The organism is Sphingobium sp. OAS761 (genome assembly GCF_024168485.1).
Classification (GTDB): domain Bacteria; phylum Pseudomonadota; class Alphaproteobacteria; order Sphingomonadales; family Sphingomonadaceae; genus Sphingobium.
The window spans coordinates 39,956-53,186 of sequence record NZ_JALJVY010000012.1; the positions used below are offsets into that span (position 1 = coordinate 39,956).

Annotated in this window: 14 protein-coding genes; 4 read left to right on the forward strand and 10 right to left on the reverse strand. The window is 65.2% G+C overall.

The genetic code is table 11. From position 1 onward, the window contains the following. The first annotated feature begins 15 nt into the window (after nt 1–15). From J3E64_RS16085 to J3E64_RS16100, 4 genes are all read left to right on the forward strand, one after another. Nucleotides 16–1,233 carry an argininosuccinate synthase gene (locus J3E64_RS16085; protein ID WP_253344050.1) on the forward strand — a complete coding sequence of 406 codons (1,218 nt, stop codon included), beginning with the start codon at nt 16–18 and terminating at the stop codon, nt 1,231–1,233. Between the two features lie 213 nt (nt 1,234–1,446). Beyond that, nucleotides 1,447–2,103, forward strand: a complete 657-nt coding sequence (locus J3E64_RS16090; protein WP_253344051.1) for an EF-hand domain-containing protein — start codon at nt 1,447–1,449, stop codon at nt 2,101–2,103. 137 nt (nt 2,104–2,240) lie between these two features. Then, entirely contained in the window at nt 2,241–2,960 is a 720-nt protein-coding gene (locus J3E64_RS16095) for a response regulator (protein WP_253344052.1), read from the forward strand. Next, complete coding sequence (locus tag J3E64_RS16100) at nt 2,957–4,333, forward strand: ATP-binding protein (protein WP_253344053.1); 1,377 nt, start codon at nt 2,957–2,959, stop codon at nt 4,331–4,333. The genes J3E64_RS16095 and J3E64_RS16100 overlap by 4 nt, the downstream gene beginning before the upstream one ends. 9 nt (nt 4,334–4,342) lie before the next feature. On the opposite strand, the gene J3E64_RS16105 is transcribed toward J3E64_RS16100, so the two are convergent. The 10 genes from J3E64_RS16105 to J3E64_RS16150 all read right to left on the reverse strand — a co-directional run bounded on the left by J3E64_RS16105 (nt 4,343) and on the right by J3E64_RS16150 (nt 13,195). Then, nucleotides 4,343–5,392, reverse strand: coding sequence for a flagellar motor protein MotB (locus tag J3E64_RS16105; protein ID WP_253344054.1), 1,050 nt, complete (start codon nt 5,390–5,392; stop codon nt 4,343–4,345). A gap of 3 nt (nt 5,393–5,395) precedes the next feature. Beyond that, nucleotides 5,396–6,259 carry a flagellar motor stator protein MotA gene (gene motA, locus J3E64_RS16110; RefSeq protein ID WP_253344055.1) on the reverse strand — a complete coding sequence of 288 codons (864 nt, stop codon included), beginning with the start codon at nt 6,257–6,259 and terminating at the stop codon, nt 5,396–5,398. 124 nt (nt 6,260–6,383) lie between these two features. Further along, nucleotides 6,384–7,229 carry a flagellin gene (locus J3E64_RS16115; protein ID WP_253344056.1) on the reverse strand — a complete coding sequence of 282 codons (846 nt, stop codon included), beginning with the start codon at nt 7,227–7,229 and terminating at the stop codon, nt 6,384–6,386. 18 nt (nt 7,230–7,247) lie between these two features. Beyond that, nucleotides 7,248–8,588 (reverse strand): flagellar hook-associated protein FlgK, encoded by a 1,341-nt coding sequence (flgK, locus tag J3E64_RS16120; protein ID WP_253344057.1) that lies wholly within the window; start codon nt 8,586–8,588, stop codon nt 7,248–7,250. Further along, the gene (locus J3E64_RS16125; RefSeq protein WP_253344165.1) at nt 8,585–8,914 is read right to left on the reverse strand and encodes a rod-binding protein; all 330 of its coding nucleotides are present in this window, start codon (nt 8,912–8,914) and stop codon (nt 8,585–8,587) included. Before J3E64_RS16125 ends, flgK begins: the two co-directional genes overlap by 4 nt. Continuing rightward, nucleotides 8,914–10,029 (reverse strand): flagellar basal body P-ring protein FlgI, encoded by a 1,116-nt coding sequence (locus J3E64_RS16130; protein WP_253344058.1) that lies wholly within the window; start codon nt 10,027–10,029, stop codon nt 8,914–8,916. Before J3E64_RS16130 ends, J3E64_RS16125 begins: the two co-directional genes overlap by 1 nt. After that, entirely contained in the window at nt 10,029–10,709 is a 681-nt protein-coding gene (locus J3E64_RS16135) for a flagellar basal body L-ring protein FlgH (RefSeq protein WP_253344059.1), read from the reverse strand. Before J3E64_RS16135 ends, J3E64_RS16130 begins: the two co-directional genes overlap by 1 nt. Before the next feature lie 7 nt (nt 10,710–10,716). Then, nucleotides 10,717–11,505: a flagellar basal-body rod protein FlgG gene (flgG, locus tag J3E64_RS16140; protein WP_253344060.1), complete on the reverse strand. Its 789-nt coding sequence runs from the start codon at nt 11,503–11,505 to the stop codon at nt 10,717–10,719. Between the two features lie 69 nt (nt 11,506–11,574). After that, on the reverse strand, nt 11,575–12,318 hold the full coding sequence (locus J3E64_RS16145; protein WP_253344061.1) for a flagellar basal body rod protein FlgF: 744 nt from the start codon (nt 12,316–12,318) through the stop codon (nt 11,575–11,577). A gap of 31 nt (nt 12,319–12,349) precedes the next feature. Beyond that, on the reverse strand, nt 12,350–13,195 hold the full coding sequence (locus J3E64_RS16150; RefSeq protein WP_253344062.1) for a flagellar hook-basal body complex protein: 846 nt from the start codon (nt 13,193–13,195) through the stop codon (nt 12,350–12,352). Between the last annotated feature and the right edge of the window lie 36 nt (nt 13,196–13,231).

Below are 13,231 nucleotides of genomic sequence, written 5' to 3' on the forward strand. Positions count from 1 at the left end.
GAAGAGTCGCCAGCCATGTCAGACCAGATCAATCGCATCGTTCTCGCCTTTTCGGGCGGACTCGACACCAGCGTGATCCTGAAATGGTTGCAGCAGACATATCAGTGCGAAGTGGTGACTTTCACCGCCGACCTGGGGCAGGGCGAGGAACTGGAGCCGGCGCGCGCGAAGGCGCGGCTGATGGGCGTCAAGGAAGAACATATCTTCATCGACGACCTGCGCGAGGAATTCGTGAAGGACTATGTCTTTCCGATGATGCGCGCGAACGCGCTGTATGAGGGCCTGTACCTGCTCGGCACATCGATCGCCCGTCCGCTGATCGCCAAGCGCCAGATCGAGATCGCCAAGATGGTGGGGGCCGACGCGGTGTCCCATGGCGCGACCGGCAAGGGCAATGACCAGGTCCGCTTCGAACTGGGCTATTACGCGCTCCAGCCCGACATCAAGGTGATCGCCCCCTGGCGCGAATGGGACCTGACCAGCCGCACGAAGCTGATCGAGTTCGCCGAACAGCACCAGATTCCGATTCCGCGCGACAAGCGGGGCGAGGCGCCTTTCTCCACCGATGCGAACATGCTGCACACCTCCTCCGAAGGAAAGGTGCTGGAAGATCCGTGGGAGGAAACGCCCGACTTCGTCTATTCGCGCACCGTGAACCCGGAAGACGCGCCCGACGCGCCGGAATATATCACGATCGATTTCGAGCGGGGCGACGGCGTGGCGATCAACGGAGAGGGGATGAGCCCCGCGACGCTGCTGGAAACGCTGAACGAATATGGTCGTCGTCACGGCATCGGCCGGCTCGACCTGGTGGAAAACCGCTTCGTCGGCATGAAGTCGCGCGGCATGTACGAGACGCCGGGCGGGACCATATATGCGGCGGCCCATCGCGGAATCGAGCAGATCACGCTCGATCGCGGGGCGGCGCACCTGAAGGATGAACTCGCCCCGAAATATGCCGAGCTGATCTATAACGGCTTCTGGTTCGCGCCCGAACGCGAGATGTTGCAGGCGGCGATCGATCATAGCCAGCAGAAGGTGACCGGGACTGTGCGCCTGAAGCTGTACAAGGGCAGCGTCAATGTCGTCGGCCGCAAGTCGCCCTATTCGCTCTACAGCGAAAAGGTCGTGACGTTCGAGGACGACGCCGGCGCCTACGACCAGCGCGATGCGGCCGGTTTCATCAAGCTGAATGCGCTGCGGCTTCGTTTGCTGGGACGGCGCGACCTCTGATCGCGCCTGGGGGTTTGCCGGGACGGCGCATCCCTGATCGCGCCTTGGGCGCTGCGGGAACAACGTGACGGCTGATTGCAGCGCGCCCGCCGATACAATTTGCGACAATCGGCCGGGCGTCCTGACAAAGTTGCGGGACATCTTCCGCCCATAAGCGGCTTCAAGGACGGCGGATCGCCGTTCGGGACCGACGCTTGAAAAGGAAGAGATGACATGATCCGCAAGTTCATGACCACCGTCGCGGTGGGTTCGCTGTTCGTTGGCGGCCTCGCCGCGACCCACCTGGCCTTCGCCCAGCCCGGCGCCGAGGGCGGCCCCGGCCCCCGCGGCGGCATGATGATGAGGGCCGACACCGACAAGGACGGCAAGATCAGCAAGGCCGAAATGACCGCCGCGCTGGAAGCCCGCTTCGCGAAGATGGATGTCGACCGCGACGGCCAGCTGACCGCCAAGGATCGCGACCTGATGCGCAAGCAGCGCATGGACACGCGCTTTGCGGCCATGGACAGCGACAAGAACGGGCAGATCAGCAAGGCGGAATTCACCGCGGCCCACGAGGCCCGCGCCGAAAAGCGCGAAGAGATGCGCGGTCGGGGCGGTTCCGACGGGCATCGCATGGGCAAGGGCAAGGGGCATCATCGCGGCATGATGCGCGGTGGCCCTGGCGGTCCGATGGCCGAGGCGCGCAAGGACGGTATCGTCACCAAGGCCGAATTCGTGGCCGGCCCGCTGGCCATGTTCGACAAGGCGGACGCCAACAAGGACGGGTTCGTGACTGCGGACGAGATGAAGGCGGCGCATCAGGCCATGCGGCAGGATATGCGGGCGAAGTGGCAGAACCGCAACGCGCCGTCCCCGGCCGACGATTGATCCCGTTGCCGGCGGCGTGATCGCGCGGGGGTTTGCCCCCTGGCCCCGCGCGTCCGCCGTCCGACCGGAAGGGCGAAGGCGTGCCCACATCTGCCTTCGCCCTTCCAACCATTTTGCAGCCGTGACAGACAGGCAGGATGAACGAGAAACCCCATTTGCTGCTCGTCGACGACGAGCGTTCGATCCGTGAGCCGCTGGCCCAGTATCTGGGCCGCAACGGCTTTCGCGTCACCGCCGTCGAAAACGCGGCCGAGGCGCGCCTGCGCCTGAACGCCAGCGCGATCGACCTGGTCATCCTGGACATCATGATGCCGGGGGAGGACGGGCTCTCGCTCTGCCGCTATATTCGCGAGACCAGCGAGATACCGGTCATCCTGCTGACCGCGCGATCGGAGGAAACGGATCGCATCGTGGGCCTGGAAATGGGCGCCGACGATTATGTGCTGAAGCCCTTTTCCCCGCGCGAACTGGTCGCCCGCATCAAGGTGATCTTTCGCCGCGTTGTCACCGGCGGGCAACGCGTCACCGCGCCCGATGGCGCGACCTATGCCTTTGCCGGCTGGCTGCTCAAGACGCATGAACGTACCCTCGTCGACAGCGAGGGCGTCGCCCTGCCGCTGTCGACGGCGGAATATAATCTGATGCTGGCCTTCGCCACGCGTCCCAATCAGATACTCAGCCGCGATCAGTTGCTCGACATCACGCAGGGGCGGGAGGCCAATGCGTTCGACCGGGCGATCGACAACCAGATCAGCCGCCTGCGCAAGAAGATCGAGCCCGATCCGAAGAACCCGACGCTTATCAAGACCGTATGGGGCGGCGGCTACACCCTGTCGGCGGAGGTCCGCAAGCTGTGAGCCTTTCCCGCCTGTGGCCGCGCAGCCTGGTCGGCCAGGTCATCCTGCTGGTGGCCATCGCCCTGTTCGTCGCCCAGGCGATCAATTTCGCGCTGCTGCTGCGCGAGCGCAACCGCCTGGAACTGACCGGCCAGACGGCCCCGGCCGTATATCGGGTCGTCAACGCGCTGGACGGCCGGGCCGATCGCTGGCCCGGCCGGACCGACCGGCGCGCCGAACGCGACACGCCCGACCGGCGCGCCGTTGCCTTCACGACGGCCCGGCCGGCGCTGGGCGGCAAGGGGCGTCCCGATGTCGAGGCGCGGGCCAAGGCGATGTTCGAGGATATTGGCCTGACCGTGCATTCGGTGGCGGCGGCCGAGGACAGCCGCATCATGCCGCTGCGCCGATGGGAACGCATCCGCAGCCGCGCAACGGGCGACGTCCCGCGCGATCGTCGGGTGGGACGGCTGCGGCTGGCGGTGGAATATGAACCGGGCAAATGGGTGACGACCGAAGCCCGCATCGGCAATCGTCCGGCGCGTTTTGGCGGATGGCTGGTCGGGCAGACGCTGACGCTTTATGTCATCGTGCTGTTGCCGCTGTTGTGGATCGGACGCCGCATGGCGCGCCCGATGACGGACCTGACGGCATCGGCCCGGCAGTTTGCCAGGACAGGCACGGCCGACGCAGTGGACGAAAGCGGGCCGGGCGACGTGCGCGACCTGACCATGGCCTTCAACGCCATGCGCGCCCGGATCATCGCGATGCTGGACGAAAAGGACCGGATGCTGGGGGCGATCGGCCATGACCTGCGGACCCCGCTGGCATCGCTGCGCGTCCGGGCAGAATCGGTCGAGGATGACGGCGAGCGCGCCCGCATGTCGGAAACGATCGACGAGATGAACCGGATGCTGGAGGATATTCTCTCGCTCGCCCGCGCCGGACGCAGCAGCGAAAGCCCGCAGAAGGTCGACCTTGCTGCGTTGACCGATGCGGTGGTGGAGGATTTCATCGAACTGGGTTCAGCGGTCGACATGGCCGAGAGCGATCGCGCCGTCGCGTTCGTGCGGCCGCAGCAGATCCGCCGAGCCGTGCGCAACCTGATCGAGAATGCGGTGGTCTATGGCGAGCGCGCACATGTGTCGGTGAGCCGGGAGGCGAACGTGATCCGCATCGCCGTCGCGGACGACGGTCCCGGGATCGCGCCCGACAGGATGGCCGAGATGCTGGAGCCCTTCACACGCCTGGAAGGATCGCGCAATCGCGAGACCGGCGGGGCGGGGCTGGGGCTGGCGCTGGTGCGGGCGATCATGGCCGAACATCATGGCGAACTGCGCCTGGCCAACCGGCCCGAAGGCGGGCTGGAAGCGAGCCTCGTCCTTCCGGCCTGACGCGCCGGATCAGTGCTTGCCGGGCTTGGTCGAGGTGCCGGGCGCGGTCGGATTGATCAGCGCGGCGCCTGTCGGCAGGCCGGTACCGCCCATGTCGATCTTCTGCGCTTCGCGCCTGGCGACCCGGGCCGGGTCGTCGCGCGCGGCGATCGCGGCCTTCGTTTCCTCGTCCATCTCCTCGTCGTCGGTCGCCTTGCCGCCACGGGTCCAGCCCAGGATGATCGACATGCGCCGGTTGCGCGGGTCGTAGGCATCGTCCTTCACATAGGGTTCGCGATCGGCCACGCCTTCGATCCGGGCGAAGCGTCCGTTGACGATGCCATTGTCCGACAGTGCCTGGCGGGTCGATTCGGCGCGCGCCGACGACAGCCGCCAATTGTTCATCGTCCGGCCGGCGGCGTAGGGCAGGCCATCGGTATGGCCGCGCACGATCAGCGGATTGGGCATGGTCTGCAACGCGCTCGCGACTTCGCCGATCAGCGCGCGGGCCTGCGGCACCAGCCGGTCGGTGCCCATGGCGAACATCGCGAAATCGGCCTCGTCGATCAGGTCGATGCGCAGCCCCTCGCGCGTTTCGGTGAAACGGACATTCTTGCGCAGCTTGGCCAGCCCCTTGCGATCCATCCGGGCTTCCAGTTCCTTCTTGATCGATTCGAACTTCTGCCGATCGGCCGCGCGCATGGCCTTTCCGCCCTGGTCCTTCGTCCCGGTGGCGTCGCGCGGAATGGTGATCGACATGTTGCCCTGACCGCCGGTGGTCGGGTAATTTTCCTTCGCCATCAGGCTGTCGCCGCCGAACATGCCGGTCGAACCTGCCGATGCCATCTTCAGTTCGACAAGTGTCGGCGTGAAATAGTCGGCCAGCGCCTTGCGCTGTTTCTCGGTCGTCGCGCCCAGCAGCCACATCAGCAGGAAGAAGGCCATCATCGCCGTCACAAAGTCGGCGTAGGCGACCTTCCATGCGCCGCCATGATGCCCGCCATGCCCGTCGACGATGATCTTCTTGACGATGATCGGCCTCGGTTCGGGCTCATTCTGGCCCCGCTTCTTTTCGGCCATGGCCTATTTGCCCCGCATGCCGTCGAACACTTCGGCGAAGGCCGGCTGGTTCGCATGGGTCAGGCTGGACCGCGCGGCTTCGATCACCAGCGGCTGGGGATGGCCGTGCAGCGAGGCGATGATGATCTGCTTGACGACATGATAGATGGCGCCGTCCTGTTCGATCACCGTACGGCAGCGATTGGCGAAGGGGTTGACCATGCCATAAGCCAGCAGAACACCCAGGAAGGTGCCGACCAGTGCCGACCCGATCATCGCGCCCAGAATGGCGGGAGGCTGGTCGATCGATCCCATGGTCTTGACCACGCCCAGCACCGCCGCGACGATGCCCAGCGCGGGCAGCGCGTCGGCCAGCCCCTGAAGATTGTCAGCCGGCTTGATCGCTTCGTGATGATGGGTCTTGAGCGCATTGTCCATCACCTCCTCGACCGCGTGCGGATCGAGCGTGCCGGAAGACACGACCACCAGGCGCAGCGTGTCGCTGATCAGGTGGACCAGCGTCTTGTCCTTCATCAGCTTGGGATAATCGCCGAAGATCGTCGAACTGCCCGGATCCTCGATATGCGGCTCCAGCGCCACCGGGCCTTCGACCCGCAGCGTCTTCATGAGCTTGGACACAAGGAAAATGCAGTCGAGGAAATCCTGTTTCTTGTATCGCGGCCCCTTGAACACCTTGCCCAGGCCGCCGCCCAGCGCCTTCAGGTCGGCGCCCGAATTGCCGATGATCAGCGCGCCGACGGCCGCGCCGCCGATGATGATCATTTCATGGGGAAGCGCGTGGAGCACCGGGCCGATGTCGCCACCGGTGAAGATGAAACCACCGAACACCATGCCCAGAAGTACGACAAGGCCGATGATTGCAAACATGATTATCCCCGATTGATGCGCCCGGAGGCGGTGGCTCCGTCGGCGTCCAAGTGAACGCCTGTCCTTCTGGTTAATACGGACTGGTTAGCATCGGCTTTAGGGTGCCCCGCCTTTTTGCGTCCGATTACCTGATCAGGTCGAACAGGGTCTGCTGGTTGATCCGTGCGAACGTGGACTGCGCCGCTTCCAGCTGGAGCAACTGCGTCTTCATCTGCGAAATGACCTCGGTCAGGTCGGTCGATTCGAGGCTCGATCGACGTTCGGTCAGATTGAGCCCGATGTCGGTGAGCCTGGTGCCGACCACATCCAGCCTGTCGCTGCGCACGCCCTGCTTGGCGAGTTCGACGGTGATGTGGCCTTGCGCGGCCTTCACCGCGTCCAGTCCTTCGGCCATGCTGGTGTCATCGCCGCTGTCGATGGCGTCGATAGCCTGCCCCAATATGTCGTCGATCGACATGGGAGTGCCGTCCACGTCGATCCCTTCGGATACTTCCTGCCGCGTTCCCACGACCGAAAGATTCAGGCCGCGACTGACCGGCACCAGGACGCTCTGTCCGTCGTCGAACACGGACGTGCCCTGATAATCCTTCTGGTTCAGCAATTCGTTCACCGTGGTGCGGATCGTCGACATTTCCTCGATGATGGCGGTACGGTTGGTGTCGTTGAGCGATCCGTTGCGCGCGAAGGTCACCAGTTCCTGCGCGCGCGTCAGCAGATTGTCGATTTCCGAAAGATTGGCTTCGGCATTGCCCGACCGCGCCTGGCCATAGTCGATATTGGCCTGCCAGGCGGCCTGTTGCGCCTGCGCCCGCCCGATTTCGGAAACCTGCACCCAGGCAAGCGCGTTGTCCGACGGCTTGTTGAGCGTGATGCCCGTGGAGATGTCGGTCTGGTTGTCGACGATGTTCTGCGACAGCTTCTGCTGCCGACGGATCTCGGCGAGCATGATCTTGTTGGTGATCCCTACCATGGCTCAGCTTCCTTCCGGTCAAATGATCTGCAGAATCGAATCGACGGTTTCCTTTGCGACCTGCAAAATCTTGGCGCAGCCCGAATAGGCCTGCTGCACGCGCAGCAGGTCGGCCGCCTCCATGTCGAGATCGACGCCGCTCACCGCTTCGCGCGCGGCAACCGCCTGATCGTTGCGGCTGGCCGCCGTGTCGACCGCCGCCTGGGTCGCGCCGAGCAGGTTCGCGTGGGTCGCGATCATCGATGTCCAGTTCAATTCCACGCTGCCATTGCCCCGCAGGGTCGATGTCACCGTGAGAAGATTGCCGTTCAGCGTGCCGTCCGGGGACCGCAGCGCAAGATCGGACGGACTGACGGACAGTGCCGCGAGCGTCGCCGCGCTGCCCGTCCAGCTGACCAGATCGCCGCCAGCCGCGCCGTCATCGGTGATGCCCTGCGCATGCCAGGCGTTCAGGTCGGTCGCGAACTGTTCGGCCAGGCCGTCCAGGTCGCTGCGGCGATCGGCGACGGTCTGCGCCGCGGAAAAAAGACCGCCCAGCGTGCCGTTGGCGGGCGCGGCCAGCGCCGTGCCGTCGGCCAGCATCATGCCCAACGTTCCGTCGTCGTTCGTTGTCAGGGACAGACTCGTCGCGCTGGACCCCGACACCAGCGTCTGGCCGCCGAAACTGATTTCGGCGCTGTCATGCGCACCGAAGCTGATCGACACGTCCATATTCTCGGACAAGGTCTGAAGCGCGGAATCGCGACTGTCGAGCAGCTGGGCGTAGGCGGATGTGCCCGGTTGCGCCCGTAACAGGCTGTTGTTGATGTCGGCCAGCGACGCCAGCGCGCGGTTGACGGTGCTGACCGCCGACTGACCTTCGGTGGCGATGCTTGCCGATACGTTCTTCAGGTCGTTGGCGGTCTGGCTGAACGCCTGCGCCACCCGGCTGATGCTGTCGAGCGTGGTCACGCGCAGCGACGTGTCGCTGGGCGCCGCGGCCAGTTTTTCCATGTTCTGGAACATGTTGGTCATCAGCGCGCCGACGCCGGTCGTGCCGTCGTTCAATGCCGTTTCGGTGTCGGTCAGCCAGCGCAGCCGCGCGTTGGCGCTGCCCAGGTTCATGCCCGTGGCGCGCACCGTTGCGTCCAGATAGGGATCGGTCTCGCGTCCGACGCTCATCACCTGCGTGCCGCCGAAATTGGCGCGCGCAATGTACATCGCCATGGTCGCTGTCGACGCGCCGGATTCGGCCGTCACCACCGAGCGTCGCGCATATCCCGCCGTGCTCACATTGGCGATATTCTCGGAAATCGCCGACATGACGGTGCGATAGGCACGCGTGCCCGAGGACCCGATGATGAAGAGGTCGCCGCTCATGCGCCTTCTGCCGGGGTCGGACCGTCAGGCGCGGTGGGGGATGGGGTGTCGTGCACGCGGGCGCCGAACTGCTGTATCAACAACTGGGCGATGCCCATGCTGCCCTTGCCCGCCAGCGCGTCGGCGGTGCGGGCGTCGGCCATGTCCCGAAACTGCTCGCTCGCGGCGGAATCGGTGATGCCTTCTGCCAGGCTGGCCGATCGCATGGCGCCGATCATCTGCCGCAGGAAGATCGCCTCGAACTGTTGCGCCGCCTTTTCCAGCGCGGCTTTCTGCGATGCGCCGCCGGTCTGGGCCGGGGACGACGAAAGTGTCGAGACCTGCATCATAGCACCACCAGCTCCGCTTTCATCGCGCCCGCCTGCTTGAGCGCTTCCAGAATGGCGACCATGTCGGCGGGGGAAGCCCCGATTGCATTGACCGCCTTCACTATATCGGCCAGCGACGCGCCACCTTTAAAATTAACCATAGGTTTCTTTTCCTGGTCGATGCTGATGCTGCTCGACGGTTCGACGGCGGTCTGGCCCTGGCTGAAGGGTGCAGGCTGCACGACGCGCGGCGCTTCGTTGACGCTGACGGTCAGCTTGCCGTGCGCGACTGCGGCGGGATGGATCCGCACCGCGCCGTTGATGACCACCGTTCCGGTGCGTGCATTGACGATCACCTTGGCCGGGGCGTCGGCCGGAGCGACCTCTATATTCTCGATCATGCCCATCATCAGGATGCGCTGTTCCGCGCCCGGTTCGGCGTCGATCGCCACGGACACAGCGTCCATCGCGCGGGCGCGGCGGTCCCCAAAGGCACGGTTGATGCCGTCGGCCACGCGCAGGGCGGTGGTCAGATCGGCTTCGGCCAGGTTGAAGGTCAGCGTCGGGGCCGTGTCGAAGCCCGTCGCGACCGCGCGTTCGACCGTGGCGCCGCCGGGTATGCGCCCGGCCGAAGGGACATTGACCGATATCTGGCTGCCGTCCGCACCGGACACGCCCAGTCCGCCCACGGCCAGATTGCCCTGCGCCATGGCATAGATTTCATTGTCCGCACCGCGCAGCGGCGTCATGATCAGTGTGCCGCCCCGCAGCGATTTGGCCTTGCCCAGTGCCGATACGGTGACGTCCAGCCGCTGGCCGGGCTTGGAGAAGGCGGGGAGGTCGGCCGTGACCAGCACGGCCGCGGCATTTTTGAGCGCGGGATTGATCCCCTGCGGCAAGGTGAGGCCGAAGCGCGAGACGACGCCCTTCATGCCCTGCGTGGCATATTCGATGCTGTCGTCGCCGGTGCCGGCGAGGCCCACGACAATACCATAGCCGGTCAGCTGGTTGGGACGCACGCCCTGAAAGGTGCCCAGGTCCTTGACCCGTTCGGCATGAGCGGGCGCGGCGATCAGCGCAAGGATCGGAAGCAGAAGGCGGAACAGGCGGGTCATGGCGGTGCCGATCTCCATCAGAATGGGCTGATTGCGGAGAAGAAGCGCTGCAACCAGCCCTGACGGCTGGCCCGCGCGATTTCGCCCTTGCCGGTGTAGATGATCTTCGCGTCGGCCACGCGGGTGGACGCGATGCGGTTGTCCGGGCTGATGTCTGCCTGGCGGACGAGGCCGCTGATCTGGATGAATTCGTCGCCACGGTTGAGCGTCAGCGCCTTCTCCCCCTTCACCAGCATGTTGCCGTTAGGATAGACGGCGGCGATGGTCACGGTGATCTCGCCGGTCAGCGCATTGGACTGGGTCGCGGCACCCTTGCCGGAAAAGCCGTTATTGCCGCCCATGGCGACATCGCTGGCGGAAAACAGCTTGGACAGGATACCGGTGCTCGGCGGGGTCAGGCCCAGCGAGCCGTCGCGGCTGGTGTCGGCGCTGTTGCTTTTTGTCGCCTGTGTCCTTTCGACCAGCACGATGGTGATGATATCGCCCACGCTGGTCGCGCGCGCGCCGCTGGTCAGCGGCGTATATCCCGTCGACGCCTGGAAAATGGAGCCGTTGGCCGGTGCGGCCGGCGGCTGCGCCAGGACGGTGGGGGCGTAGAATTCGCGTTCGACCTCGCGCTTCTTCTTGCCGGCTTCCGCAGGGGAGGCGGCCAGCGCGATCAGCGACACGGCGGCGATGATGGACAGGGAAAGACGCATCAGTCGCTCACATGTTCTGGTTGACATATTGGAGCATTTCGTCGGTCGCCTTGATCATCTTGGAATTGACCTCGTAGGCGCGCTGGGTCTCGATCATGTCGACCAGTTCCTCGACGATGTTGACGTTCGACGTTTCCAGGCTGCCGGACCGGATGACGCCGCGGCCCTCGAGCCCGGCGACGCCCACCTGCGGGGTACCGCTCGCAGCGGTTTCGACCAGCAGGTTGCCGCCCATGGACTGGAGGCCCGACGCGTTCATGAAGCTTGCCAGTTCGATCTGGCCGAGCTGGGTCGGTTCGCTTTCGCCCTGAAGGGTCGCCGACACGGTGCCGTCATTGCCGATGGTGACCGACGTCGCGCCCTGCGGCACGGTGATCTGGGGGATCAGCGGCAGGCCGTCGCTGTTGACCACGGTGCCTTCGGCCGTGACGCTGAAATTGCCCGCGCGCGTATAGGCGGTGGTGCCGTCCGCGCGCTGGACCTGGAAGAAGCCGGCGCCTTCGATCGCCATGTCCAGCGCATTGCCGGTTTCCTGCAACGTGCCCTGGGTGTTGATCTTGCTGGTGCCCTGGAGCGAGACGCCCGACCCCAGGTTGAGCCCGGTCGCGAACTTGTTCTGGCTGTCCGAATTGGCGCCCGCCGCGATCATCTGCTGATAGGCGAGCGTTTCGAAATCGGCGCGGTCCCGCTTGAACCCGGTCGTGTTGACGTTCGCCAGGTTGTTGGCGATCACGCGCATCTTCGTGTTCTGCGCGTCAAGGCCGGTGCGGGCGACATGAAGGGCGGCGTTGCTCATCGTTTCATCTCCGTGCGGCAACCCGTCAAGGGCGCCATTGCATTCAATTCAGCAAGAAACGTGCCAATATTAACCATCCAGGCGCATCAGCGACGCGCCGCCGTCATCCAGCTGTTTGGCGGTGTCGATCATCTTGACCTGCGTTTCCCAGGCCCGGCTCGCCTCGATCATCTGGACCAGGGCTTCGGTGGGATTGACGTTGGATCCTTCGACCGATCCGGACGTCACCGTCGCCAGCGGGTCGGACGGCAGGGCGCCGCCATTCACCTCGCGGAACAGGCCGTCGATGCTCTTGGCGATGCCCGATCCGGTCGGATTGACCAGCTTCAGCTTGTCGATCTGCTGCGGATTGGCGGGGTCGCCGCCCTGCGGCACGCCCCAGATGCTGCCGTCCTGCGCGATCGACACGCTGTCGAGCTGGGGCAGGACGATCGGCCCGCCTTCGCCCAAGACGGGCAGGCCGTCGCCGGTCGTCAGCAGGCCGCTGTCGGATATTTTGAGGTCGCCGCGCCGCGTATAGGCTTCGTTGCCGTCGGCGGCCTGAACGGCGAGCAGCGCGTCGCCGTTCAGGGCCACGTCGAGCGCGTTGCCGGTTTGGGTGACCGCACCCTGCGCCATGTCGGCGGAGATCACCTGTTCCGAAGCCTGCGCGCGGGTGTCGAAGCTGTCGCCTTTTAGCCAGCGCGTTTCGGCATTGGCTATTTCGGCGCGAAAGCCGACGGTATTGGCGTTGGCGAGGTTGTTCGCGATCGACGCCTGCCGCGCCATCGCGCCGCGCATGGCCGTGAGTGCCGTGTTGACGAGCCGGTCCATGGGCTACCCCTTCTATCCCGTGTCCTGTGCCTTAGGTGCGCATGTTGACGATGGTGGTGGTCAGCGTGTTGGCCGCCTCGATCGCCTTGGAGTTCGCCTGGAAGTTCCGCTGCGCGGCGATCAGCGCCACCAGTTCGTCGGTGATGTCGACATTGGAGCGTTCGAGCGAGCCGGAATTGACCGCGCCGTACATGCCCTGGTTGGCCGTGCCCAGGATGGGAGAGCCGCTCGCGACGGTCGACGTCCAGTGCGCGTCGCCTTCCTGGCGCAGCCCTTCCTGGCTGTTGAAGGACGCCATGGCGACCTGGCCCAGATAGACCGTGCTGCCGTCGGCGTAGATGGCCGATACCAGGCCGTCCTTCGCCACGCCCACGCTGGTGAGTTGCGGGCCGTCCGTCTCGCCCTTGTAGGTGGTGGGGATCTGAAGGTCCGTGAGGTCGGCAGGGGTCGTCGTGGAGGTCGGGGCCGTCGACAGCGTGCCCGTATCGGGATCGACCGCGAAGACCTGGATGCGCGATCCGGTGGTATCCACGGCGTAGCGGTCGTCGTCGACCGCGAAGGCCCCGTTGCGGGTATAGCTGACGGTGCCGTCCTCACCCTTCACGGTGAAATAGCCTTCGCCGGTGATGGCCAGATCCAGCGTCTTGTCGGTCGTTTCGATCGTACCCTGCGTGAATTGCTGGGTCACCCCCTGCACGCGCACGCCCTGGCCCGCCACCTGGCTGGTGGTCTGCATCGGGGCGGCGGCGAAGATGTCGCCGAACTGCACGGCGCTCTTCTTGAAGGCGGTCGAATTGACGTTGGCCACGTTGTTCGAAATGGTCGCCAGATCGGTCTGGGCGCCCTTGAGGCCGGACAGGGAGATGTAGAAGGACATGGCGTTGCTCCTTGGGTGAAAAGGATATTGAGGGAA